This window comes from Streptomyces sp. NPDC006283 (assembly GCF_040613325.1).
In the GTDB taxonomy this organism is placed as follows: Bacteria; Actinomycetota; Actinomycetes; order Streptomycetales; family Streptomycetaceae; genus Streptomyces.
In genome coordinates this window covers 18668-42815 of the sequence record NZ_JBEXRZ010000043.1, presented here as the reverse complement: position 1 = coordinate 42815, position 24148 = coordinate 18668, and the positions used below count along the sequence as shown (strand labels likewise).

Genomic DNA, 24148 nt, shown 5'->3' with positions numbered 1-24148 from the left:
AGCGCGCAAGATCCCGCCCCGCCTGCCGCACGCCCGGCAACACCAAGCCCCGCCGGCGTTTGAGGCGCGGGGGGCTCCTTCGGGGCAGGGGCCCGACGAGCAAGCCCCGCCCGCCGCACGGCCAGGGCACATCGAGCCCGGGTGACCCCGGCGCGCTCGTGGCGGACCTGCGGGTCCGGGTGACGTCAGGGGCGGAGGGAGCGGAGGAGGAGGTCCGCGAGGTGGTCCGCGACCTGTTGCTTGGTGAGGGGGCCGTCGGGGCGGTACCACGTCGACAGGTGGTGGACCGAGCCGAAGTGGTAGTCGACCACCAGGTCCGCAGGGGTCGCCGTCGAGAACACGCCGCTCTTCTGGCCCTCCTCCACCAGCGCGCGGAACCGCTCGTGGTAGCGGCGGCGTTCGGCGCGTACCTGCTTGTGCTTCTCCGGGCTCAGGTGGTGCATGGAGCGGAAGAAGATGTCCGCGTCGTCGAGGTTCTCGATCGTGGTCACGACCACGTCCGCCGCGGCGTCCCGCAGCCGGGTCTCCACCGGCGCGTCGGCGTCCGCGTACGCGTCGAGCCGTTGCTGCTGGACGCGGAGCACCCGTGCGTAGACCTCCTGGAGGAGGTCCTCCTTGGAGCCGAAGTAGTGGTACAGCGCTCCCTTGGTGACGCCGGCCGCTTCGACGATCTCCTGTACCGACGTACGGTCGTAGCCGCGCTCGGCGAAGAGGCGGGTGGCGGCGGCCAGCAGTCTCTGCGGGACGGGGGTGCCCTCCCCGTCCGTCGTCCTGGCCATTGCCGCCACCCGCCTTTCTTTTCGTTCCGTGCTGTGTGGTGCGTCTGCTACGCGTGGGAACGCAGTTCCCGCCTGAGGATCTTCCCACTTGTCGTCTTGGGGAGCTCCGGCAGGATCTCGACTTCCCTCGGGTACTTGTAGGCCGCCAGCCGCTCGGCACAGTACGCGGAGATCTCGGCCGGCTCGGCCTCCGCCCCGGGCCGGAGGCTGACGTAGGCCTTGACGGTCTCACCGCGGTAGGAGTCGGGGATGCCCACGACGGCCGCCTCGCGCACGGCGGCGTGGGTGTAGAGAACGTCCTCGACCTCGCGGGGCCAGACCTTAAAGCCGGAGGCGTTGATCATGTCCTTCTTGCGGTCGACGACGTAGAGCCAGCCCTCGCTGTCCATGAACCCGATGTCGCCGGTGCGCAGTTCGCCGTCCGGGAAGGCGTCCGCGGTGGCCTCCGGGAGCCGCCAGTAGCCGGGTACGACCTGGGGTCCGCGGACCGCAATCTCGCCCTGTTCGCCGAAGGGCACGTCCTTGCCGGTGTCGTCGACGATCCGGACGACCGTGTCGGGGCCGGGGAGGCCGACGGACAGGGTGCCGGAGGCAGGGTCGACGGGCGCTTCGTGCTCGGGGGGCACGGATGCGCACGGCGCGGTGCACTCGGTGAGTCCGTAGCCGTTGCGGATGTAGGGGCCGAATCCGGCGCGGAACTTCTCGACGAGCGCGGGCGGCACCGGGGCCCCGCCCGAGGAGATCACCGCGAAGGAGTCGAAGTGCTCGCGGGTGGCGGAGGGGTGTGCGCCGAGCGCCATGAAGGCCGTGGAGGGGCCGACGGTGTACGCGGGGCGGTGCTCGAGGAACGCGTCGAGCACGACGCCCGCCTCGAAGCGGTACGCCAGCGCCAGGGTGCCCGCGTTGGCGATGCAGACGGCCAGCTGGCAGACCATGCCGGTGATGTGGAACAGCGGCGCGAGCGCGAAGTAGCAGGCGCCCTCGGCTACGGGGTGTCCGGTGCGCTGGCGTTCGGCGTTGTAGGTGATGCCGCCGTGCAGGTTCATGGCGCCCTTGGGGGTGCCGCTGGTGCCGGAGGTGTAGCTGATCAACGCCACGTCGGTGGGGTTGAGTTCACGGCCCTCCGGGGCGGGCAGGCCCTGACGGGCGACGGTCAGCAGGTCGTCGGCGTCATCGGCGGGCGCCATGCGCTCGAAGCCGAGGACGCGAGCGTCGTCCCGCGTCTGGAGGTCGAGCTCGCAGGCGGTGAGGGCGATCCGTACGGGCGAGGAGGCGGCGCAGTCGCGCAGGTAGCTTTCCCAGGCGCGGTCCGAGCAGATCAGCGCGGTGGCCTCTGCGTCGGCGAGCACGTGGGAGACCTCGCCCGCCTTGTACATCGGGTTGAGCGGGACGACGGTTGCGCCGGCCTTCCAGGCGCCCAGCAGGGCGATCACGAAGTGCGGGGTGTTCTGGAGCATGATCGCGACCCGGTCGCCGCAGGCGACGCCCCGTGCGGCGAGATGGCCCGCGACGGAGTCGGACAGCTCGTCGGTCTCGCGGTAGCTCAGCCGTCCGTCGAAGTACGCGAGGGCGGTGTGTTCGGGGGCGCGGGCGACGGCGGAGCGGAAGGAGTGCACCACGGTCGCGGGCGGGGCGACGGTGGCCCGCTGTGCGTCGGTGAGCCGGCCGAGCCAGGGCTTCGCGGCGTATATGGAGGTCATCGGCCGCTCTCCTCCCACTTCTGCTGAATGTGGTTCATGCCGGCCAGCCAGCGGTCGTTCTGTGTGGCGCGGGCCGCGTAGTAGTCGGCGACCTCGGGGTGCGGCAGGACGAGGAAGCGGTCCGCTTCCATGGCGTCGAAGAGGGCGTCGGCCACGTCCTCGGGCTCGATCGCGGTCGGCTGGAGCACGAGCTCGCCGGCCGTGCCACTGGCGGTGAGCATGTCGGTGCGTACGCCCTGCGGGCAGATCGCGTGCACCTTGAGGCCGCGGTGCCGGTAGGTGAGGGAGAGCCACTCGGCGTAGGCCAGGGCGCCGTGCTTGGTGACGCTGTAGGGCGCCGCACCGATCATCGTCAGCAGCCCGGCGGCGGAGACGGTGGAGACGAAGCGTCCGCTGCCGCGCTCGAGCCAGTCGGGCAGCAGCGCCCGGCTCGCCCGTACGTGCGCCATGACGTTGACGTCCCAGGCCGCGGCCCACACGTCCTCGTCGGCGAACGCGTCGCCGCCGGAGCCGAGTCCGGCGTTCGCGCAGTAGACGTCGACGACCCCGCCGAGGGCGTCACGGGCCTCGTCCACGATCTTCGAGGCGTCGCCGGGTACGGCGGTGGCGCCGATCTCGTCGGCCACGGTCTTCGCCTTGCCGGCGTCGATGTCGTTGACCACGACCCGGGCCCCTTCTGCGGCGAATCTGCGCGCCAGCGCGGCTCCGATCCCGCCGCCCGCGCCCGTGACCACAACCCCAGCGCCGTGCACCGCACTCATCAGCTCCGCCTTTCGTGTCCGGTCCGTCGGGGCAGACTAACCAGTCGGTATGTCCCAGCGGAAGGGGCGGGCACAACCATGTGCCGGGGTCGTTCCCCGGCGCGGACATGAGCGCTAGCGTGCAGTGGTCATGACACGAGGCGATCACGGAGGTAGCTCTATGAGCCTGTCCAGACGGGGTTTGCTGGCCGCGGGCGGCGCGGTGGGGGCACTGGCCGCCGCCCCCTCGCCCGCCGCGGCCCACTCCGGCCGCGGCCGGGTGCGCACCGGTTTCGAACGCCTGGCCGCCGACGGATACGCGGCACTGGCCGGAGAGCGCGTCGGCATGGTCACCAACCCGACGGGCATCGCGCGGGACGTGCGCCACATCGTGGACGTCATGCACGCCGACGACCGGGTGGACCTCGTCGCGGTCTTCGGCCCCGAGCACGGCTTCCGCGGCACCGCGCAGGCCGGCGGCTCCGAAGGCCGCTACGACGACCCGGCGACCGGACTGCCCGTCTACGACACGTACCTCAAGAGCGGCCGGCCACTGGCCGACATCTTCACGGCCTCGGGCGTGGACACCGTCGTCTTCGACATCCAGGACGCGGGCGCCCGCTTCTACACGTACATCTGGACGATGTACGACTGCATGGAGGCGGCGGCCCTCGCCGGCAAGCGCTTCGTCGTCCTCGACCGGCCGAACCCGGTGACCGGCAGGGCTGCCCTCGGGCCGGTCCTCGACAAGGCGTTCGCGACCTTCGTCGGGCGCGAGCCCATCGCACAGGCGCACGGGATGACGGTCGCCGAACTGGCGCTGCTCTTCAACGGAGAATTCCTGGCCCGGCCGGTCGAGCTCGACGTCGTGCGGATGTCGGGCTGGCGGCGGGGCGACTTCTTCGACGAGACCGGTCTGCCCTGGGTCCCGCCGAGCCCCAACATGCCCACCCCGGAGACGGCGCTGGTGTACTCGGGCACCTGTCTGTTCGAGGGCACGAACCTCTCGGAGGGTCGTGGCACCACCCGCCCGTTCGAGCTGCTGGGCGCTGAGGGAATCGGCCCGGCCTGGGCCCAGGCGGCGAACGGACTCGGCCTGCCCGGCGTGCGCTTCCGCGAGGCGTACTTCGCGCCCACGTTCTCCAAATTCCAGGGCAAAACCGTCGGCGGCGTCCAGCTCCACGTCCACGACCGCAGGTCATACGACCCGGTCCGGACCGGCATCGGCCTGCTGGTGACAGCGAAGCGGAGCTGGAGCGGATTCGCCTGGCGCCCCGACAACTGGATCGACAAGCTGACCGGCTCCACGAAGGTCCGCACCCTGATCGACGCGGGCGCGGACACGGACGAGGTCGTCGGCGCCTGGCGTGACGAACTGGCCGCGTTCACCGCCGTACGGAAGCGCTACCTGCGCTACTGAACGTGGGGTGATCCCCACCCCGTACCCGGGTGCCCGCCCGCCGGCCCGGCCCTGTGCCGCGCCGACAGGCTTGATCCAGGGACCAGTTACCGCGTCACACCCTACGGATCTGGCTGCTGCTCGTTCCGGCCCTGCTCTCGCTCGTGGTGGCGGGGCCGGTACGGGCACAGCCCCGTCCCGACACGTGTATGGCCGTTTCTCCTCTTGCGCAGGATGCTGGGTCAGCAGCGGAACGCAAGGGGAGGGGCCGTGCCATGGCGGGGATGAGTGTGCATCCGTACCGGGAGATCTGCTTCGACGCGGACGGTGACCCGGACGGCGGCCCGTACGACATATCGGCCGGGCTGGACGTCACGGATCTCGTGGTCTTCGCACATGGCTGGAACAACTCCCCCGCCGTCGCCCGCAGACTGCACTCGTCGTTCTTCGCCCCCTTCCCGAAACTGCTCGCCGGGCTGCCGGGCGTGCACGTCGGGTACGCCGGTGTCCTGTGGCCCTCGATGCGGTTCCCGGACGAGCCGTTCCCCGACGTCGAGCGGGCCGAGGGAGCGCCGGCGTCCGGCCCGGGTCTGGACGTGCCGACGCGGGACCTGCTCTCGTGCCTGTTCGCCGGGCACGGGGCGACGGTGGAGCGCCTCGCGTGGCTGCTCGAGGAACAGCCCGCGTCGCGGGCGGCGTTCGCCGAGTTCGGCATGCTGACCCGGCAGTTGACGGCCGTCCCGCCCGGAGGACTCGAGGCGCCGTTCGCCGAGGACCTGCCACGGGACGAGCAGAGCCCGCCGGCGGTGCTCTACGAGGACACCCTCACGCTGTGCCTGCGGCTGGCCGCGGCGCTCCACCGCGAGCAGGGCGGACCGGCCGGCGCCGCCGGGACGGGCGGCGGGCCCCATACGGCGTGGCGGGGCGCGAAGGAACTGCTGCGGCAGACGACGTACTACGCGATGAAGCGGCGGGCGGGCACGGTCGGCGAGCTGGGCCTCGGCCCTCTCCTGGGACGGCTGTCCCGGTCCGCGCCCGGAGTGCGGGTGCATCTCGTCGGCCACAGCCACGGCGCACGGCTGGCCGCGTTCGCACTGCGCGGCCTGCCCGAGGGCGCGCGGAACGTGAAATCGGTGACGCTGCTTCAAGCCTCCTTCTCGCACTACGCGTTCGCCGGCAGCCTCCCCCACGCCCCGCACCGCTGCGGTGTGCTGGCGGGCCTCCAGCACCGGGTCGACGGGCCCGTGGTGGCCTGCCACTCGCGCCACGACACCGCGCTCGGGGTGTTCTACCCGCTGGTGTCGGGCCTCGCTGGCGATTCGGCCGCGGCGGGGACCGACCGGCGCTGGTGGGCGATGGGCCACGACGGCATCCAGGCCGTCGCGAACACGCCCCGGCCGACGCTCGAGGAGGCGCTGCGGACCGGGGTGCCGGCGTCGGGCTGCGTCAGCGTCGACGCCTCGCGGGTGGTGCGCCGAGGAGGGCCTCCGACGGGCGCGCACGGCGACATCTGTCACGAGGAACTCGCCCGGATGGTTCTGACGGCGGCCCGGATCGGGGACACCGGGCCAGGGGCGTGATCCGGCCGAAGAGGCGCGTCCGTATTTTCGATGGAGCCGAATCGGGCACTCCTACGTCCATTCTTCAACGCCGATGTACCAGCGACGGAGGTGGCAGTGCTATGGCCGGATTCCGGAGTCTCGCGAGACAGGTGCGCGACCCGAGGTGCGATCTGGCGCTACGGCGCTATTCGCTGCGCAAGTGCCTGGAGCGGTTCGCACCGTACGGGCACCGGGCCACATGGGATCACCTGTGTGGCAGGCACCGTATCGATCCCGAGGACAGGGCCCCGGATCCGGCGCGGCTGGTGGCCGCGCTCGACGAACTGGAAGAGGCACGGGCCGTCTGGCTCGCCTACGAGGACAACTTCGCGGACCGCCGCAAACGGGAGAAGCACGAGGGGCTGCGGCGGCCCGGACACATCGACGACTGGCACCGAAGGACCTGGGGCGGGAACGGGGTGGCCCGCTGTGAGGTACCGGCGGAGCACCCGTCGGCACCGCTCGGCGAGGTACTGCGCCGGCTGATCGGCGCGCTGGAGGCGGAGCCGGGGGCGGCCTGCCCGGTGTGCGGGGGAACGCACATCGTCTGGCGCCAGGACCTGGAGCACGAGCCGTGGGTCGGACCGGTCTGCACGGGCTGCGGCATCGTGGTGCCGCAGCCCGTGCTGACGCCGGACGCGGTGGCGGCGGCGAAGCGGGCAGGACGCCGGGAGCTCGCCTCCGTCGCATGACACGGCACGGGGGCCCGGGACGGGCGTCCGGGACTCGCTGGTTCCGGCGCGGGGGCCCGGGACCGCCGAGGGGCCGGGCCGGAGGCGTCAGACGGGGGCGCCGGCCCAGGTCTCTTCGGTGAACCGCTGCTCGCGGGGCAGCGCCAACAGGCCGGTCCTGAAGAGCAGCAGGGGGTCGGCGCCTCGTGCGCGGAGCCGGGCGGGTGCGTGTTCGAGTACCCACGCCCGGAGCTCCGCGTCAGGCTCGTCGCGCGTGTGGTCGCACCACCAGCTGATGACTTGCGTGTCCTCCCAGAGCAGCTCCTCGATCCACCATGCGACGAAGGCCTCGAGATACGCGTCGGCCGGCCCACCGGTGGGCTGCGCCGCCCATGTGGCCAGATAGGGCGTCACGGTGAGGCCCGCGGTCACGCAGGCCTGGAAGACCTCGAGCACGTAGGAGACGTCGAGGGGTGTGCTGACGGTGTCGGCCCACCACGCGTCGAGGAACTCACCGATCGCGTCACGCTGTTCGCCCGGCCAGGTCCGCCAGCCGGAGCGCCCGAGCCCGGTCAGGTCGTAGGCGTTCAGTGACCCGAATCGGCGTGCGGCCAGCCGCTCGGCGAGCTGCGGAAGGATCCGGCGCATGGCGGCCGGGTGGTCGTCGAAGTGGCCCGGCACCTCGCGGGCGAACATCTCCAGGACATCCCCGGGCAGTTCCACGTCCGGGACACCCAACAGCGCCGTTTCCTCCGGCAGATGGCACCGACCGCAGCCCGTTTCACCGGGGCTCGTCATGCCGGAGAAGACCGCGCGTACGCGGTCCACCGCCGTGGTGAGTGCTGGGGAGGCCATGAGCGCACGTCCCGTCGAGTACTCCGGTCGCGGCCGTGGCCCGCCGAAGATCGCGACGCTACCAGCCGGTAAACCGGTGGGCCAGCGGGATTGGGCAGCGGCACAGTTGACGGCGATGCGGAACACCATCAAGGAGCCCTGACATGTCGACGCTGCGCGTCACCGCCGAACTCTTGACCGTGCACGAGCACCCGAACGCCAATGCGCTGGAGCTGGCCCAGGTGGGCCTGTACCGGGCGGTCGTCGCAAAGGGCGTCTACCGCACCGGCGATGCGGCACTCTACATCCCGGAGCAGGCCGTACTCCCGGCGGAGCTCGTCGACGAGCTGGGCCTGACCGGCCGGCTCGCGGGCGGGGACGCCAACCGGGTCAAGGCGGTGCGGCTGCGCGGCGAACTGTCGCAGGGAATCGTGTGCCGGCCGAGAGCGCTGGCGGACGTCGACCTGGTGCGGGCGGCCGTGGACGGCACGGACTTCGCCGAGCGGCTCTCGATCACCAAGTGGTCGCCGCCAATCCCGCCCCGGATGAGCGGCGACGTCGAAGCGGCACCGGACCTGCTGCCGTGGGTGGACATCGAGAACCTCCAGCGCTACCCGGGCATCTTCGAGCCCGGCGAGCCGGTCGTGATCACCGAGAAGCTGCACGGAACGGCCTGCCTGACCACGTACAGCACGGCGGACGGCGGGCGGGTGCAGGTGTCGTCCAAGGGGTTCGGCGCCAAGGGCCTGGCCCTCAGGAAGGACCCGGCCAACCTCTACTGGCGCGCGGTCCTCGGGCACGGGGTGCCCAAGATCGCGGCCCGCATCGCGGAGCGGCTCGGCGCGAGCCGGGTGGGGGTGTTCGCCGAGGTGTACGGTGCCGGCGTCCAGGACCTCGGCTACGGCAAGAACGCCCGGGCGGAGGACGGGCTGGGCTATGCCGTCTTCGACATCTCGGCGGAGATCGACGGCCAGGTCCGCTGGCTGGATCCGGCGGCCGTCCTCGGCGGTGAACTGCCGGTCGTACCCAGGTTGTTCGCAGGCCCGTACGACGCGGACCATGTGCTGGAGCTGGCGAGCGGCCGCGAGACGGTGTCGGGCCGGAAGCTGCATCTGCGGGAGGGCGTGGTCGTCCGTTCCGCTGTGGAGCGGTACAGCCCGGTCACCGGCGGGCGCACCATCGCCAAGGCGGTGAGCCCGGCGTATCTGACCCGTAAGGGCGGCACGGAGTACGAGTAGGCCGCCGCACACCAGGGGGTGGGCCCGTCACGGGGGTACGGGCCCGCCCCCGTCGGTGTCAGCCCGCGTCGGAGCCGCTGCGCCGCCGCTCCGGCAGCAGCCGCGAGCCCGTGAGCCGATCGCCGAAGACGTCGTCGGGGTTGGACAGGACGCACGTCTCCAGGGAGAGGCAGCCGCATCCGATGCAGTCGGTGAGATGGTCGCGGAGCCTGCCGAGCTGCTTGATGCGCTCGTCGAGTTCACCGCGCCAGGCCTCGGAGAGCCGCGCCCAGTCGTCGCGGTCGGGGGTCCGCTCCTCGGGCAGTTCCGCGAGGGCTTCCCTGATGGTGGCGAGCGGGATACCGACACGCTGCGCGGCGCGCACGAAGGCGACACGGCGCAGTGCGTCCCTGCTGTAGCGGCGCTGGTTCCCGCCGGTGCGGCGGCTGCTGATGAGGCCCTTGGACTCGTAGAAGTGCAGGGCGGACACGGCGGCGCCGCTTCGCGCGGAGAGCTGGCCGACCGTGAGCTCGTGGATCTTCTCTGGAATCTGTGGCACTCCCGGAAGCCTACTGGTCCGTCGTTGACAGGAGGGCGCCCACCCAATCATGCTGAGCAAGCGCTTAGACATCAGTCGTCGAGAGTCAGGGGCCAGGGACATGGCAGAGCCGAGGATCTTCACCTCCCCCGAGGAGCTGCGCGCCGGGGTCGGCGAGCAGCTGGGTTACAGCGACTGGCTGGAGGTCGACCAGAAGCGGATCGATCTCTTCGCCGACGCGACCGGTGACCACCAGTGGATCCATGTGGACCCCGAGCGGGCCGCGAGCGGACCGTTCGGCACGACGATCGCCCACGGCTATCTGACGCTGTCGCTCCTGCCGGCCCTGGTGCCCCAGGTCCTGCGGGTCGAGGGCATGAAGATGGGCATCAACTACGGCAGCAACAAGGTCCGTTTCCCCTCCCCGGTGCCGGTCGGCTCGCGGCTGCGCGCCACCGCGGTGCTCCAGGGCGTCGAGGACGCGGGCGGCGGCGTACAGGTGACCGCCCTCGTCACGATCGAGCGCGAGGGCGGCGACAAGCCGGTGTGCGTGGCGGAGTCGGTGTCCCGTTACTTCTTCTGAGCGCACACCATGCGCAGGACGAGGTCGGCGTAGAGCGCGCCGACCTCGTCGGGCGTCCGGCGGCCCTGCGTGTTGAACCAGCGCGCCACGTCGATGCAGAGCGACAGCACGGCGACGGCGGTGCCGGGCACGTCCGGCACGTCGAACTCGCCCGCCTGCACACCCTCCTCGAGGATGCGGCGCACCACGGCGTCGCTCTGCCGGCGCAGACCGAAGATCTCGGTGCGATGGGCGTCGCTGAGCGCCTCGAGCTCGTACTGCACCACGCGGGCGGTGGTGTGCCGCCCGGCGTGCCAGCGGACGAAGGAGCGCACCGCGTCGGCGAGCCGCTCGGTGGGCGTGCCCGGGCCGTCATAGGCGGCGCCCAGGATCTCGAGCGCCTTGTCGTGCCCGATCCGGCTGATCCGGTGAAGCAGCTCTTCCTTGGTCTTGTAGTGGATGTAGAGCGCCGCCGGGCTCATTCCGGCGCGGCCGGCGATGTCCCGCGTGGTGGTGGCGTGGTATCCGCGCTCCGCGAAGGCCTCGACCGCGGCCACGAGCAGTTTCCTCGCCGCGTCCGGGGTGACCTCGTCCCACGGCTTGTCCTCGCCGGCCTCCGGGCCCGCCGTCTGGTCAGCCGCACTCATCACTCGCCCCTTCCATGGCACAGGACGAACACCATACCCCGACGGTGAGCAAGCGCTTAGAGCCTGATCAGAGCTTCTGGAACGGATCGTGCTCCGCGAGCAGTTTTTCGAGCCTCGCCTGGTCGACGCGGCTGACGATCTGACCGGCCTCCTGCCGGTCCCGTACGACCTTGGCCAGAGTGAAGGCCGAGGTCGTCAGATAGAGGACCGCGATGCCGAGGAAGGCCCGCACCCAGGCGTCCGCGTCCATGTTGAAGATGCCGACGGCGACGGCCCCCAGCGCGATGCCGAAGGAGGCCACGGCCTGACCGTAGTACGCCGCGGTGTTCTGCTGCTTGACGGGTGTCTCGCTCATGCGCCCAGCTTCGCGGCCCGCGGCGCGCCCGGCATGGGCGCTGCTACTCAGGTGCGTACTCACCTGCCGGGCGCGCGGGGCAGGTGCCGGGCACGCCGGAGCCTGCCCGGGCACGCCGGGCATGCCGGGCGGGGCGGGAGTCCGCCGGGCGCGGCGGGAGTCTCAGAACGCGGAGACCCCGGTCAGGGCACGGCCGATGATGAGCTTCTGGATCTGGCTGGTGCCCTCGTACAGGGTCATGACGCGCGCGTCGCGCAGCAGCTTGCCGACCGGGTACTCGTCTATGTAGCCGTAGCCACCGAAGACCTGGAGGGCGTTGCTGGCGGCCCTGACGGCGGCCTCCGAGGCGAACAGCTTGGCCTTCGAGGCGGCGGTGGCGAAGTCCTGACCGCGGTCGATCAGGTCCGCGACCCGCCAGGTCAGCAGCCGCGCCGCGTCCACGTCGACGGCGATGTCGCTGATCAGTTCCTGGACCAGCTGGTAGTGCGCGATCGGCTTGCCGAACTGCTCGCGCTCCTTCGCGTAGCCGACGGCGGCGTCCAGAGCCGCCTGCGCGATGCCCACGCAGCCCGCGGCGACCGACATCCGCCCCTTGGCGAGCGCCGACATGGCGATGGAGAAACCCTTGCCCTCGGGTCCGAGCATGGCGGACGCGGGGACCCGGACGTCCTCGAGGACGACCTCGGCGGTGGCCTGGCCCCGCAGGCCGAGCTTGCCGTGGATCGTGCGGCGGGTGAGCCCGGGGGTGTCGGTGGGGACGAGGAAGGCGGAGACGCCCTTGTGGCCGGGCGTGTCGTTGGTCCTGGCGAACAACAGCACCACATCGGCCCAGGTGCCGTTGGTGATGAACATCTTGGAGCCGTTGATCACGTAGTCGTCGCCGTCGGGGACCGCCCTGGTGGTCAGATTCCCGGCGTCCGAGCCGGTGCCGGGCTCGGTGAGGCCGAAGCAGCCGAGCGCGTCGCCCGCGGTGAGCCTGGGCAGCCAGTGGCGCTTCTGCTCCTCGGTGCCGTAGGCCGCGACGGTCTTGGTCACGAGGCCCAGCGACACGGAGACGATGCCGCGCACCGAGGAGTCGCCACGGCCGAGTTCCTCGGTGACCAGGCAGTACGCAAGGTGGTCGCCGCCGCAGCCGCCGTACTCCTCGTCGATCGTGAGGCCGAGGAAACCGAGCGAGCCCAGCTTCTTCACGATGCTCTTGTCGACGCTCTCCGCGCGGTCCCACTCGATCACGTGCGGGGTGATCTCACGGTCGACGAAGTCCTTCGCCAACTGCCGGACGGCCGTCTGCTCCTCGCCGAGCCCCAGGTTCATGCGCGGTCACCCCAACTTTTAACTATCACTGCTAGTTTCTTTCTGGCAGGCCCTACTATGTGCCGCATGGCCCGACCGCGCAAGCCCCTCCTCAGCAGAGACCGCATCGTCGACGCGGCGAGCGCGCTCGTGGACGCCGAGGGGCTCGACGCTGTCTCCACGCGCCGGCTCGCCGCCGAGCTCGGCGTCAGCGGCCCCTCCCTGTACAACCACTTCCGCAACAAGGACGAGATCCTCGACGCCGTCGCCGACGCGGTCAGCGCCCGCGTCGACCTGTCGATGTTCGACGAGCTCGACGACCGCGACTGGCGCACCGCTCTGCACGACTGGGCCGTCTCCTACCGCGCTGCCCTGAGCGCCCACCCCAACACCGTCCCGGTCCTCGCCCGCGGCCCCGGCCGCCGCCCGGCCGGCCTCAAGGTCGCCGACGCGGTCTTCGGCGCGATGGTCCGTGCCGGCTGGCCCCCCGCCCAGGCCACCCGCATCGGCGCGCTGATGCGTTACTTCATCACCGGCTCCGCGCTCGGCTCGTTCGCCCGCGGCTTCGTCGACGACGCGACGGCCTACGACCCGGCGGACTACCCTCACCTCGGCCAGGCCCATCTGCTCGCGGACCGCCAGGAGCAGGTCGACCAGGGGGCGTTCGAAACCGGCCTCCAGGCCCTGCTGGACGGACTGGCGCTCCAGTACGAGAGCACCGTCCATCCGGACCCTTCCCGCAACGGCACCCTTCGGCCCGCACCGAAACGTCCCTGACGCATCCTGGAAGGCATGACCTCCTCCCAGGACCTCGCCGCCTTCGCCGCGCTGCTCGCCGACGACACCCGCGCCGGGTTCTGTCTCGCGCTGCTCGACGGCCGGGCGTGGACCGCGGGCGAGCTCGCCCGCCACGGCGGGGTCGCCGCCTCGACCGCCAGCGAGCATCTCGGAAAGCTCGTCGCCGGCGGGCTGCTCGCGGAGGAACGCCAGGGCAGGCACCGCTATGTGCGGCTCGCCGACGACCGTGTGGCGCACCTCGTCGAGGAACTCGCCGCGCACGCGGCCCCCGCAGGGCCGAAGCCGCCGCCGCGCACCCTGCGGGAGTCGACCGCCGCGACCGCTATGGCGCGGGGCCGCACGTGCTACGACCATCTCGCGGGGCGCCTCGGCATCACGATCACCGGAGCCATGACCGCCCGGGGTCTGCTCAGCCAGGACGCCGGCTTCGCGCTGACGGAACGGGGCACCCGCTGGTTCGCCGAGCTGGGCGTCCCGCTGGACCGTACGGGCCGCCGGCCGCTGGTCCGGGGTTGCCTCGACTGGACCGAGCGCCGGCCCCACCTCGCCGGTGTCGCGGGCGCACGGCTGTGCCGGCACGCGCTGGACGCCGGCTGGTGCGTACGCATCGGCTCCGAACGCGCCGTGAAGGTGACCGCGGACGGCGAACGGGTGCTGCAGGCGCTGCTCGGCATCGAGCCGGAGATATTGCGGTGAGCGCCGAAGGGTCCGCACCGTACGGTCGCTCCATGACGAAGCCGAACCGCCACGCGCACTGGCCCGCCCTCGTGGCCGCGGGGATCACCGTCGTCCTGTGGGCCTCCGCCTTTGTGTCCATCCGCAGCGCCGGCGAGGCCTACTCCCCCGGCGCCCTCGCCCTCGGCCGGCTGCTCGCCGGATCGCTCGCTCTCGGCCTCGTGCTGCTGATACGGCGCGAGGGCCTGCCGCCGCGCGCCGCGTGGCGCGGAATCGCCGTGTCCGGGCTGCTGTGGTTCGGCGTCTACATGGTGGTGCTCAACTGGGGCGAGCAGGAGGTCGACGCAGGCACGGCCGCGATGATCGTCAACATCGGGCCGATCCTCATCGCCCTGCTCGGCGCGCGGTTCCTCGGCGAGGCGCTGCCGCCACGGCTGCTGGCGGGGATGGCGGTGTCGTTCGCGGGCGCGATCACGGTCGGCCTGTCCATGTCCGGTGAGGGCGGGGCGTCGACACTGGGTGTGCTGCTGTGCCTGCTGGCCGCGGTGGGTTACGCGGGCGGCGTGGTGGCCCAGAAGCCGGCGCTGGCTCACGCGAGCGCCCTGCAGGTGACGACGTTCGGGTGCCTGGTGGGCGGTGTCGCGTGCCTCCCGTTCGCGGGACAGCTCGTCGACCAGGCCGCTTCCGCGCCCGTGTCGGCCACGCTCAACATGGTCTACCTCGGCGTGTTCCCGACCGCGCTCGCGTTCACGACGTGGGCGTACGCGCTGGCCCGCACGACGGCCGGCCGGATGGGCGCGACCACGTACGCCGTGCCCGCGCTGGTGGTCCTGATGTCCTGGCTGGTGCTCGACGAGGTCCCCGGGCTGCTGACCCTCGCGGGCGGCGCGCTGTGCCTGGCGGGTGTGGCGGTGTCGCGGTCGCGTTCCCGGAAGCCCGCCACGGCCGACGCCGGGGCAGCACCGGCTCCGACCGGCGCGGAGGGCCGGTCGCCGCGCTGAGTACCCAGGAACGGCCGGGTGGTTCGTTCAGCAGGCGCCGTGCCTGACCCCGTCGACGAAGGGCGCCCACGCGTCGGCGCCGACGACCAGCACGGGGCCGTCCGGCACTTTGGAGTCGCGCACGGGGACGATGCCGGGGAGGTTGTGGGCGACCTCGACGCAGTCTCCTCCGGAGGTGTTGCTGTAGCTGCTCTTACGCCAGAGAGCCGCGCTCAAGTCGATTCTCGTACTTGCCATTTCGAAAGTCCTCTGCCGCTTGCTCGATCAGGGCGAGGGACGCCTCCGGGGGCAAAGCGGCGGCCCTCAGCAGATCGTACGACCTCTGATATCGCTTCACGAGGGCCGGATCGTCCAGGGTGCTGCCGTGGTGCTGGGACTCGACGTAGACAAGCGGGGGCGCGTCGGAGAAATCGAGGATCATGGCGTTCCCCAGCATCAGCGGGTGGGCTCCGGCATTCCACGGAAGGACCTGTGTAAAGATCCGGTCGCTTCGCATGAGGGCGGCGATGTGGTCCAGCTGCTCGGCCATCCGGTCCGGCGGAACGACCGTTTGCCGGAGCAGGACTTCGTGAAGTACGACCCAGTACTCCGGGGCAGTTCTGTCGGCCCCGAAGAGCTCCGCCCTCGCCAGACGGGCGTGCACCTTGGCATCGGTCTCCTCGCGGGCTTCCAACGGCCGCTCGGCCTTGAAGAGTGCTCGCACGTACGCCTCGGTCTGAAGCAGCCCCGGAATCAGCGTGGGCGACCACTGCTCGATGGTCCGTGCATGGCGTTCCGCTTCCAGAACGCGCTCGAAGTACTCGGCGTGACCGGAGCGCTTGGCCCGGCGGACGTCCTCGCACCGCCGCTCGAAGAAGCCGTCGGTGCTCAGCAATTGGTCCACGTGCCGGGCCAGGTCGAGTGGCATGCGGCGGGTGCCCCGCTCGATCTCGCTCAACAGGCTCACCCCGTAGAAGCTGCCCTCCACGGTCTCCTGGAGCGTGCGCCCGGCCGCCTCTCTCTGGTATCGCAGCTCCGCCCCGTACAGCGCGGGGACGCTCGCCGAGCCGTCAATGTCCTTGCGTGCCGCCATCGTTCCCCGTTCCACGATCCGTGCGGTGGAGTCGAAAACCCTTCAACCGTACGCACGGCGACGCCACTGTGTGTTCTGAACGTCACACACCGCACACGAAAGTGGCCCTCATGAACGAGCATCTCTCCCCCGCCGAGCCCGACGTCCAGGCGAGCGTCGACCGCTTGCGGGACGCGCTGCGGGCGAACGGGATCACCTTGCCGTCGCTCGGCGTGGATCTGCCGAGTTACGCGGGTGCCCTGCCGTGCCGCCATCTCGTCGCGCTCGGCAACTGCAACCTCGCCACCGCAGACCGGCTCGCGGCGGTGCTGCGCGAGGCGGCGGGGCGATGAGGCGGGCGGCAGCCCCGGCTTTCGAGGCGGACCTGCTCGCCGCGCCCAAGGCGGTCCCCTTGCTGCGGCACGCGGTCCGTGAGCATCTGGGGCGTGACTGCCCGGATGTGCAGCTCGCGGTGAGCGAGCTGCTGAGCAACGTGGTGCGGCACGTCGGGGAGGGCTCTCCCGTGACGTTACGGGTTTCCTGCGCAGGTCAAGGCGTGACGCGGGTGGAGGTCACGGATTCCGCTCCGGACGCCGAGCCGGCCCCCGCACACGCCGAGTACGACGCGGAGGGCGGTCGTGGGCTCGCGCTGCTGGACGCTGTCGCCTCCCGCTGGGGCGTGGTGCGCGACGCGCTGAGCAAGACCGTGTGGTGCGAGCTGCCCGAGGACACGGCATGACCCTGATCGTGCCACTCGGCGTGCGGCAGTGAGTACACATCCCGGCCGCGGCGAGGCGCCGCGGCCGGGACGGGGCGGCGTCAGTCGGCCGAGGCCGTCGAGGGGACGGGCGACGGGGCGGCCGGGGCGTTCCGCGCGGCGCGGGAGGCAAGGATCTTGATCGAGATCAGGGCGATCACCGCGAGGCCGATGATGTAGGCCGAGACGGCCATCGATGTGCCGGTCGCCTCCAGCAGCAGGACCATCATGAACGGCGCCAGGCCGCCGCCGAACACGGCGGCGATCTGGTAACCGAGCGAGGCGCCGGTGTAGCGCATCTCCGCCGTGAACAGCTCGGCGAACAGCGCTGCTTGCGGCCCGTACATGATGCTCAGGAAGCAGCTGGTGACGAAGGTTCCGATGCCCAGCCAAAGGAGCGAGGCGGTGTCGATGAGCAGGAACATCGGCACGGCCCACACCAGCAGGCCGATCGCGCCGGCGGCGTAGATCCGCAGCCGTCCGATGCGGTCGGAGAGCGCCGCCGCCGCGGGGATCAGCACCAGTTGCGTGAGGCTCACGCACAGCGAGACGGCAAGGACGGCGCTGCGCTTCATGTCGAGTTCGCGGGTCGCGTAGTCCAGCACGCCGGTGATGATGATGTAGAAGGTCGCGGTGTTGACGGCGAACGACCCGCCGGCCAGGAAGACGGTGCCGAGGTGGTTGCGCAGGATCGTGCGCAGCGGCGAGCGGGCGGCGCTCTCGCCCTTCTCCTGCGCGGCGAGAGCCCGTTCGGCCTCGCGGAACTCGGGCGTCTCCTCGACCTTGGTGTGGATGTACCAGGCGAGGCCGAGGACGAGGAAGCCGACGAAGAACGGCACTCGCCAGCCCCAGGAGGCGAAGGTCGATTCGCTGGTGACGGATCCCGCGACGAGGAAGACGGTGTTGGCCGTGACCACGCCGATGGGGACGCCGAGCTGGACCAGGCTGCCGTAGAGGCCGCGCTTGCCTTCGGGGGCGTACTCGGTGGCCATCAGCATCGCGCCGCCCCATTGGGCGCCGACGGCGATGCCCTGGACGATGCGGAGCAGGACGAGGAGGATCGGCGCGGCGATGCCGATGGTCTCGTACGTGGGCAGCAGCCCGATCCCGGCGGTTGCGACGCCCATCAGGGTCAGCGCGAGGACCAGCATCGGCTTGCGGCCCCGCTTGTCGCCGAGCTGCCCGGCGATGACGCCACCGACGGGACGGGCGAGGAAACCGACGGCGAAGGTGGCGAAGGCGGCCAGTACGCCGGCGGAGGAGCTTCCGGCAGGGAAGTACAGGTCGCCGAGGACGAGCGCGGCGGCGATGCCGAAGACGAAGTAGTCGTACCACTCGACGGCCGACGCGAGCGCGGCGGCGGTGGCGACGCGCCGCCGGTGCGGATCGGCGGGAGCGGTGGTGGGGGCGGGGGTGTCCATGCGTGCACACTCCACTGGGTGCGGGGACGGGAGTGCGGGGAACGTACCGACCAGTGGGTATGGAGTCAACGGGATGGGCGGTGACAATTCTTGGGGCGGGGTGGGGGGCGCCGCTGCGCGGGGCGTTTTCCCCGCCCCGGCCCTTCCCGAACCGGGGCAAGCCATGGACCCGTACCGCGCATCGCGCGCGGTACGGGTCCGTCGGCCGGTAGGGCTCTACAGGGACCGCAGGTCAGAACGTCACGAGAGCGCGGCCGCCCTTCCCTTCGCGCATGGCGCCGAACGCCGCCGGGATGTCCTCCAGGGCGATCCGGTCGGTCACCAGGGCGGACAGGTCGAAGCGGCCCGCGCGGATGTGGGCGGCGAGGAGCGGGAGGTCGCGCGCGGGGTCGGAGTTGCCGTACACGCAGCCGGAGAGGGTCCGGCCCCAGTGGAAGAGCTCGAGCGCGTTGAACGTGACCTGCTGGTCCTTGCCGCCGATGCCGACGACCACCGTGCGGCCGCCGCGGCGGGTGGAGTCCCAGGCGGTGCGGATCGTCGCGGCGCGGCCCACGCACTCGATGGCCACGTCCGCGCCCCGCTTGTCCGTGAGCCCGCGGACCTCCCTCGCGGTGGTGTCGGAGGCCACCACGTAGTCGGTCGCGCCGGCCCGCCGGGCCAGCTCCTCCTTCTCGGGGGAGACGTCGACCGCGATGACGGGTCCGGCGCCGGCGATCCGCGCGGACTGGAGGGTGGCGAGGCCGACCCCTCCGACGCCGAAGACCACGACGGACTCACCCTCGCGCACCCGCGCGGCGTTGTGCACGGCGCCGTAGCCGGTGAGGACGGCGCAGCCCAGCAGCGCGGCGTCGGTGAGCGGCACGCCGTCGGGGACGGGCAGCACGCAGTTCGCGGCGACGACCGTCTCCTCGGCGAAGGCGGCGACGTTCAGGCCCGGATGGAGTTCGGTGCCGTCCTTCGTGACGGCGTGCACCCGGCCCGCGCCGGTCAGCGCGTCGGCGCAGAGCCACACCTCGCCCGTCACGCAGGCGTGGCAGAGACCGCAGGAGGGCGCCCAGTTGAGGACGACGCCGTCGCCGGGGGCGACATGGGTGACGCCCTCACCGACGGCGAGCACCGTGCCGGCGCCCTCGTGGCCGAGGACGGCGGGGACGGGCACCCGCATGGTGCCGTTGGAGAGGGACAGGTCGGAGTGACACACACCGGCCGCGGCCAGCTTGACGCGGACCTGCCCGGGGCCGGGGTCGGGCAGGGAGATCTCCGTGATCTCGAGGGGAGCGCCGACGGAGGGCAGTACGGCTGCACGGACCACAATCGTTTCCTTAACGCTCAGAACTGTCAGAACTGGAGGGACTTGGTCTGGAGATACTCGGCGAGGCCGTGCGGGCCGAGTTCCCGGCCGACGCCTGACTGCTTGTAACCACCAAAGGGGGCCAGCGGGTTGAAGCGGCCGCCGTTGATGTCGACCTGACCGGTGTCCATCCGGCGGGCGAAGGCGACCGCCTCCAACTCGTCGCCCGCCCAGACCGCGCCCGCGAGGCCGTAGACGGTGCCGTTGGCGATGGCCAGGGCGTCGTCCTCGTCCTCGTACTTGAGGAGCGAGACGACCGGGCCGAAGATCTCCTCCTGGGCGATGGTCATGTCGGGGGTCACGTCGGCGAAGACGGTCGGGCTGACGTAGTAGCCCGACTCCAGCGGCGCGTCCGGGCCGCCCGCGACGAGCCGGGCGCCCTCCTCGACGCCCTTCTCGATGTAGCCGCGCACCCGCTCCTGCTGCTTGGCGTTGACGAGCGGGCCGACACGGTCGCCGGGGGTGTACTTGGCGACGGCGGCCGCGGCGAGGGCGACGGCCTCGTCGTACTGGTCCTTGTGCACGAGCATCCGGGTCCATGCGCTGCAGGTCTGCCCGGAGTTGGACATCACGTTGGCGATGCCGACGTTCACGGCCTTGGCCAGGTCGGCGCTCGGCAGGATCACGTTGGCGGACTTGCCGCCGAGCTCCAGTGCAACGCGCTTGACGGCGCCGCCCGCTGTCGCACCGATCTTGCGGCCGACGGCGGTGGAGCCGGTGAAGGACACCAGGTCGACACCCTCGTGCTCGGCGAGCGCCTGGCCGGCGACGGGTCCGAGACCGGTGACGAGGTTGAAGACGCCCGCCGGCACGCCCGCATCGTGGACGGCCTCCGCGAAGAGCTGCGCGGTCAGCGGGGTGTCCTCCGCGGGCTTGAGAACGACCGTGCAGCCGGCCGCGAGCGCGGGGGCCACCTTGGCGACGATCTGGTGCAGGGGGTAGTTCCAGGGCGTGATCGCCCCGACGACTCCGACCGGCTCCATCAGCACGGTGGAGTTGCCGATCTTCTCCTCGAACGCGTACGAGCCGGCGAGCTCCGCGTAGGAGCCGGCGACCATCACGGGCAGGCTCGCGTGGACCGCGAGGGCCAGTGCCGGCGGCGCGCCGAGTTCGGCGGTGACGGCCTCCGCGATCTCCTCCGTCCGCCGTCCGAGTTCGTCGCGGAGTGCCGCGATCCGCTGCGCGCGTTCGGCGGGCGGCGTCGCGGCCCAGGCCGGGAGGGCCTCGCGGGCGGCGCGCACGGCGTCGTCGACGTCCTTCGCGGTGCCCGCCGGGACATGCGCGATGACGTCTTCGTCCGCCGGATTGACGACCGCGATCGTGTCCTTGGCCGCGGCGGGCCGCCACTGGCCGCCGATGTACATCCCGTCGTGGGCCTTCATCGCTCTCCTCCACGCCTCGCGGTAGTGTGGACCCCAAACTAGCGCCGTTAGTTTTATGGCACCAGGGGCAACCGGCGTGATGGAGGCTACGTGGGGGCGGCGAGGCCGGGCAGTCCGGCCCCGCCCCCTGGGGACGCGCTACGCGTCGAGGCCGGGCAGGTCCATCGGGGCCGGGCAGATCCGGCGGCCCTGGTGGTCGAAGACGTAGAGGTGCGCGAGGTCGACGAGCAGCGGCACCTGCGCACCCGTCCGCAGCCGCAGGTCCGGGCCGGTACGGACGACGAGGTCGCTCGCGCCGAGGGTCCGCTGTTCACGGGCGGGGACCGGATCCGGTTCCTCGAGCACCGCGACGGCTCCGCCGACCTGGGCCATCGCCCGGTCCTTGAGCCGGGTGAGCACTCCGGGGCCCGCGGCCTTCCGCCGCCGCGCCGGCGCCTTCGGCCGCGGCGACTCGAGGTCGGCGACCACGGCCGGCGTGGAGCCGGTGTTGAAGTGCACCAGCGCCTCGTGCCCCTGATACTCCATGTGCTCGACGAGCCCGGTCAGCGCGACCTCGCCGGGGCGCGCCTGGCTGGGCGGCGCGATGCGGGCGGCCTCCGAGCGCAGTCCCACGACGATCTGCCGTCCCTGCTGGATGCGCAGCAACTGGTGGTCGGGGCTGAGCGGTTCGGGCAGCGGCAGGCGCTGTCTGCCCAGGTCGATGGACATCCGGCCGTCCAGCGGCGCGTGGACGACGGCCTGCAGCAGATTGATGCGGGGCGTGCCGATGAACGCGGCGACGAAGACGTTCGCCGGCAGGGCGTAGGTCTCCCGGGGAGTGCCGACCTGCTGGAGCACCCCGCCGCGCATGACCGCGACCCGGTCGCCCAGCGACATCGCCTCCGCCTGGTCGTGGGTGACATAGACCGTCGTCACGCCCAACTCCGCGGTGAGCCGGGCGATCTCGGCCCGGAGGTGGTTGCGGAGCTTCGCGTCGAGGTTGGAGAGCGGCTCGTCCATCAGGAAGACGGAGGGCCGCCGCGAGATGGCCCTGCCCATCGCGACCCGCTGGCGTTCGCCGCCGGAGAGCTGGGCGGGGAACCGGTCGAGGAGGTCCTCGATGCCGAGCATTCTGGCGGTGGCCTCGACGCGTGGATTGCTGTCGGCCCGCGGGTTCTCCAGCTTCAGCGGGAAGCCGATGTTCTGCCGGTTGGTCATGGTCGGGTAGAGCGCGAAGTTCTGGAAGACCATGGCCATGTCGCGCTCGCGCGGCGGCACGTCGTTGGCGTACTGCCCGTCCAGCAGCAGCTCCCCCTCGGTTATGTCCTCGAGCCCGGCGATCATGCGCAGCACCGTCGACTTGCCGCATCCGGAGGGGCCCAGCAGAACGAGGAACTCCCCCGGTTCTATACCGAGGGAGAAGCGGTCGACGGCGCGGGGAGCACGGCCGTATCTCTTGCTGACGTCGTGCAGAGTGATGGCGCGAGTCATAGGGTCCCGCCCGGGATGAGAAGGGGCAGCTGCGTCGCCAGAAGCTAGCCCACTTCGTCCCGTCGGGGAATGGATTGCGCAGGCCGAAGCGCCGCTTGTTGCGCATGTGTCCACCATGCGAGATCCGCTGTGGCGGCACGGCAGCCCGGCCGCGGGGCGGCCGCGCCGTGGCGGACCGTCCCCGCGTGCATCACAGCTGCTTGACGTCCGTGAGGTGCGCGAAGACGACCACGTTGGCGGAGTAGCCGGCCTTCTTGTCGAAGCTGCCGCCGCAGGTGAGCAGCCGCAATTCCGGCCGGCCCGTGTGGCCGTACACCTCGGTGTCGGGGAACGCCTCCTTCTTGTACGTGCGCACCTTGTCGACGGTGAACACGGCCGTCCGCCGGTCCGCGCGTACGACGTTGACCTTGTCACCCGGGTTGAGTGCGTTGAGATTGAGGAAGATGGCGGGACCGGTCCTGGTGTCGCGGTGTCCGATCAGCAGAGCCGTACCCGCCTCGCCGGGGGACGGCCCGCCGCGGTACCAGCCGACGAGTCGCGGGTTGTCCACCGGAGGCGCCGTGAGCCGACGGTGCTTGTCGAGACCCAGCCCCGTCACGGGTGACTCGATGGTGATGGCGGGGATCGCGAGCTTCTTGGCGGCGGAACGGGGCAGTGGGGCGTGGCCGCCCCGAACGGGCGTGGCCTTACGGGGCGCGGGAGACGGGCCGGGGGCGGCCGACGGGGACGGCCCCGGGTTCCCGGGCGGCAACCCGGCCGCGGACGGCGACCCCAGGGACCCGGACGGCAACCCGGCCGCGGACGGCGACCCAAGGGACCCGGACGGCAACCCGGCGGGGGACGGTGACCCCGGATTGCCCGCCGGTTGCTTCGGCGTCGCGGCGGCAGGTTGTGTGTCCGGGCCCGCGGTGCGCGGGAAGAGCGGGGGCAGGTCGATCCTGTTCGACCCCTCCGACGATGCCCGCGCACCGACTCGGGACGTCGACACGTCGGCCGCGACGGTGACCGCCGGCGCGTCCGGGGGCGGGTCCCCACACCCCCGGACGACGCCGGTGACCAGCGTGGCCGTCACGCTGAGCGTGATGGTCAGACGGCAGGCGCGGCTGGGTCCGCGTCGGCGGCGACGACTGCGGACGTTACGCGGCGCCATGGGCGCGGCGGCGGGCCCGTCGGACGAGAACCAGTCCGGCCACACCGGCCGCACCGGTGACCAGCGCGGTGGTCACGCCGGCCGACGAGCCGTTGTCCCCGTTACCCTCGCCGGTGCCGGCGGCCGCGCCGCCGCCGCCCGCGGGCACCGCGCCGTGCGGCGAGCCCTTGTCGTCCTTCTCCCAGTCCGTTCCCTTCTCGTCCTCGATCTTGTCCTTGTCCTTGTCCTTGCCCTGCTCCTTGCCGTGCTGGTTCTCGCCGCCGTTCGCGCCGTGCTTGTCGCCGTACTTGTCGCAGTCGACGGTGAAGACCTTCTGCCTCGGACCGCTCGGTGCCGTCCAGGTGAGCAGGTACTCGCCATTGGGCAGCGAGTACTCACCCGTGTGCCCCCGGCCGGCGATCAGCACGAGGGTGTCCGTCAGGGTGGCCCCGGCGGCCTGCGGGGGTTGCGGATTGATGGTCCAGGTGACCTGCGTCAGGCTCTCGAAGTTGAACGCGCTGAGGCTGAACTTGCAGACTCCCTTGATGTCGTCCCGGGTGTCCCAGTGCTCGACGCCGGAGTTGTGGATCTTGAGGTCTCCGCTGTCACCGGGGGCGGCGACGGCCGCCGACGCCCCCGCCAGCGTCATGCCGGCGCAGGACAGAGCGGCGAGGGCCGCCGCCGCCGTGCGTGTGCGGCGCAGGCGAAGAGGTGCAGTCGTGCTCATGCGAGGCTCCTTCAAGCCGATCCGATTGTCATACTGATCACGCGATCAGC

Annotated in this window: 26 protein-coding genes; 10 read left to right on the top strand and 16 right to left on the bottom strand. The window is 71.6% G+C overall.

The window, feature by feature from the left end; translation table 11 throughout:
• Positions 1-185 precede the first annotated feature (185 nt).
• The 3 genes from ABZ070_RS12335 to ABZ070_RS12325 are packed head-to-tail and all read right to left on the bottom strand — an operon-like array spanning position 186 to position 3240.
• Positions 186-779 carry a TetR/AcrR family transcriptional regulator gene (locus tag ABZ070_RS12335; RefSeq protein ID WP_356632735.1) on the bottom strand — a complete coding sequence of 198 codons (594 nt, stop codon included), beginning with the start codon at positions 777-779 and terminating at the stop codon, positions 186-188.
• Between the two features lie 47 nt (positions 780-826).
• The gene (locus ABZ070_RS12330) at positions 827-2479 is read right to left on the bottom strand and encodes an AMP-binding protein (protein ID WP_356632733.1); all 1653 of its coding nucleotides are present in this window, start codon (positions 2477-2479) and stop codon (positions 827-829) included.
• Positions 2476-3240, bottom strand: coding sequence for an SDR family oxidoreductase (locus tag ABZ070_RS12325; RefSeq protein ID WP_356632731.1), 765 nt, complete (start codon positions 3238-3240; stop codon positions 2476-2478). The genes ABZ070_RS12330 and ABZ070_RS12325 overlap by 4 nt, the downstream gene beginning before the upstream one ends.
• A 160-nt stretch (positions 3241-3400) precedes the next feature.
• Between ABZ070_RS12325 and ABZ070_RS12320 the strand changes: the two genes are divergently transcribed.
• The 3 genes from ABZ070_RS12320 to ABZ070_RS12310 all read left to right on the top strand — a co-directional run bounded on the left by ABZ070_RS12320 (position 3401) and on the right by ABZ070_RS12310 (position 6911).
• Complete coding sequence (locus tag ABZ070_RS12320) at positions 3401-4639, top strand: DUF1343 domain-containing protein (protein WP_356632729.1); 1239 nt, start codon at positions 3401-3403, stop codon at positions 4637-4639.
• Positions 4640-4893: 254 nt separating this feature from the next.
• Complete coding sequence (locus tag ABZ070_RS12315) at positions 4894-6198, top strand: serine-threonine protein kinase (protein WP_356632727.1); 1305 nt, start codon at positions 4894-4896, stop codon at positions 6196-6198.
• Between the two features lie 101 nt (positions 6199-6299).
• On the top strand, positions 6300-6911 hold the full coding sequence (locus ABZ070_RS12310) for a hypothetical protein (protein WP_356632725.1): 612 nt from the start codon (positions 6300-6302) through the stop codon (positions 6909-6911).
• 87 nt (positions 6912-6998) lie between these two features.
• On the opposite strand, the gene ABZ070_RS12305 is transcribed toward ABZ070_RS12310, so the two are convergent.
• Positions 6999-7745 (bottom strand): hypothetical protein, encoded by a 747-nt coding sequence (locus ABZ070_RS12305; protein ID WP_356632723.1) that lies wholly within the window; start codon positions 7743-7745, stop codon positions 6999-7001.
• Between the two features lie 143 nt (positions 7746-7888).
• Here ABZ070_RS12305 and ABZ070_RS12300 point away from each other — a divergent pair, with 143 nt between their 5' ends.
• Positions 7889-8962, top strand: coding sequence for an RNA ligase (ATP) (locus tag ABZ070_RS12300; protein ID WP_356632721.1), 1074 nt, complete (start codon positions 7889-7891; stop codon positions 8960-8962).
• A 58-nt stretch (positions 8963-9020) separates the two neighbouring features.
• Here ABZ070_RS12300 and soxR read toward each other — a convergent pair whose 3' ends face one another.
• Positions 9021-9500, bottom strand: coding sequence for a redox-sensitive transcriptional activator SoxR (gene soxR / locus ABZ070_RS12295; protein ID WP_356632719.1), 480 nt, complete (start codon positions 9498-9500; stop codon positions 9021-9023).
• A 100-nt stretch (positions 9501-9600) separates the two neighbouring features.
• Between soxR and ABZ070_RS12290 the strand changes: the two genes are divergently transcribed.
• Positions 9601-10062 (top strand): MaoC family dehydratase, encoded by a 462-nt coding sequence (locus ABZ070_RS12290; RefSeq protein ID WP_356632717.1) that lies wholly within the window; start codon positions 9601-9603, stop codon positions 10060-10062.
• Here ABZ070_RS12290 and ABZ070_RS12285 read toward each other — a convergent pair.
• The 3 genes from ABZ070_RS12285 to ABZ070_RS12275 form a co-directional block, all read right to left on the bottom strand.
• Complete coding sequence (locus tag ABZ070_RS12285) at positions 10050-10688, bottom strand: TetR/AcrR family transcriptional regulator (RefSeq protein ID WP_356632715.1); 639 nt, start codon at positions 10686-10688, stop codon at positions 10050-10052. The genes ABZ070_RS12290 and ABZ070_RS12285 overlap by 13 nt on opposite strands.
• A gap of 67 nt (positions 10689-10755) precedes the next feature.
• A complete protein-coding gene (locus ABZ070_RS12280) occupies positions 10756-11043 on the bottom strand; it encodes a YiaA/YiaB family inner membrane protein (protein ID WP_356632713.1) in 288 nt (95 codons plus the stop codon).
• A 162-nt stretch (positions 11044-11205) separates the two neighbouring features.
• Positions 11206-12357 carry an acyl-CoA dehydrogenase family protein gene (locus tag ABZ070_RS12275; RefSeq protein ID WP_356632711.1) on the bottom strand — a complete coding sequence of 384 codons (1152 nt, stop codon included), beginning with the start codon at positions 12355-12357 and terminating at the stop codon, positions 11206-11208.
• Positions 12358-12423: 66 nt separating this feature from the next.
• On the opposite strand from ABZ070_RS12275, the gene ABZ070_RS12270 reads away from it, so the two are divergent.
• From ABZ070_RS12270 to ABZ070_RS12260, 3 genes are read left to right on the top strand one after another with little or no spacing between them, the layout of a single operon-like run.
• Complete coding sequence (locus ABZ070_RS12270; protein ID WP_356632709.1) at positions 12424-13113, top strand: TetR/AcrR family transcriptional regulator C-terminal domain-containing protein; 690 nt, start codon at positions 12424-12426, stop codon at positions 13111-13113.
• A gap of 15 nt (positions 13114-13128) precedes the next feature.
• The gene (locus tag ABZ070_RS12265) at positions 13129-13830 is read left to right on the top strand and encodes a helix-turn-helix domain-containing protein (RefSeq protein ID WP_356632707.1); all 702 of its coding nucleotides are present in this window, start codon (positions 13129-13131) and stop codon (positions 13828-13830) included.
• A 32-nt stretch (positions 13831-13862) separates the two neighbouring features.
• Entirely contained in the window at positions 13863-14810 is a 948-nt protein-coding gene (locus ABZ070_RS12260; protein WP_356632705.1) for a DMT family transporter, read from the top strand.
• Positions 14811-14837: 27 nt separating this feature from the next.
• Here the strand turns inward: ABZ070_RS12260 and ABZ070_RS12255 are convergent, their stop codons facing one another.
• A complete protein-coding gene (locus tag ABZ070_RS12255) occupies positions 14838-15026 on the bottom strand; it encodes a DUF397 domain-containing protein (protein ID WP_356632704.1) in 189 nt (62 codons plus the stop codon).
• A complete protein-coding gene (locus tag ABZ070_RS12250; protein WP_356632702.1) occupies positions 15004-15882 on the bottom strand; it encodes a DUF5753 domain-containing protein in 879 nt (292 codons plus the stop codon). The genes ABZ070_RS12255 and ABZ070_RS12250 overlap by 23 nt, the downstream gene beginning before the upstream one ends.
• A 110-nt stretch (positions 15883-15992) precedes the next feature.
• Between ABZ070_RS12250 and ABZ070_RS12245 the strand changes: the two genes are divergently transcribed.
• Both ABZ070_RS12245 and ABZ070_RS12240 read left to right on the top strand, forming a co-directional pair.
• Positions 15993-16214 carry a hypothetical protein gene (locus ABZ070_RS12245; RefSeq protein ID WP_356632700.1) on the top strand — a complete coding sequence of 74 codons (222 nt, stop codon included), beginning with the start codon at positions 15993-15995 and terminating at the stop codon, positions 16212-16214.
• A complete protein-coding gene (locus ABZ070_RS12240; protein WP_356632698.1) occupies positions 16211-16600 on the top strand; it encodes an ATP-binding protein in 390 nt (129 codons plus the stop codon). The genes ABZ070_RS12245 and ABZ070_RS12240 overlap by 4 nt, the downstream gene beginning before the upstream one ends.
• An 80-nt stretch (positions 16601-16680) precedes the next feature.
• Here the strand turns inward: ABZ070_RS12240 and ABZ070_RS12235 are convergent, their stop codons facing one another.
• From ABZ070_RS12235 to ABZ070_RS12210, 6 genes are all read right to left on the bottom strand, one after another.
• On the bottom strand, positions 16681-18039 hold the full coding sequence (locus ABZ070_RS12235; RefSeq protein WP_356632696.1) for an MFS transporter: 1359 nt from the start codon (positions 18037-18039) through the stop codon (positions 16681-16683).
• Positions 18040-18271: 232 nt separating this feature from the next.
• Positions 18272-19351, bottom strand: a complete 1080-nt coding sequence (locus tag ABZ070_RS12230; protein WP_356632694.1) for a Zn-dependent alcohol dehydrogenase — start codon at positions 19349-19351, stop codon at positions 18272-18274.
• 26 nt (positions 19352-19377) lie between these two features.
• Positions 19378-20772, bottom strand: coding sequence for an aldehyde dehydrogenase family protein (locus ABZ070_RS12225; protein WP_356632692.1), 1395 nt, complete (start codon positions 20770-20772; stop codon positions 19378-19380).
• A 138-nt stretch (positions 20773-20910) separates the two neighbouring features.
• On the bottom strand, positions 20911-22242 hold the full coding sequence (locus ABZ070_RS12220) for an ABC transporter ATP-binding protein (protein ID WP_356632690.1): 1332 nt from the start codon (positions 22240-22242) through the stop codon (positions 20911-20913).
• Between the two features lie 190 nt (positions 22243-22432).
• Positions 22433-23071, bottom strand: a complete 639-nt coding sequence (locus ABZ070_RS12215) for a class F sortase (protein WP_356632737.1) — start codon at positions 23069-23071, stop codon at positions 22433-22435.
• Between the two features lie 307 nt (positions 23072-23378).
• The gene (locus ABZ070_RS12210) at positions 23379-24098 is read right to left on the bottom strand and encodes a hypothetical protein (RefSeq protein WP_356632688.1); all 720 of its coding nucleotides are present in this window, start codon (positions 24096-24098) and stop codon (positions 23379-23381) included.
• Positions 24099-24148: the final 50 nt, after the last annotated feature.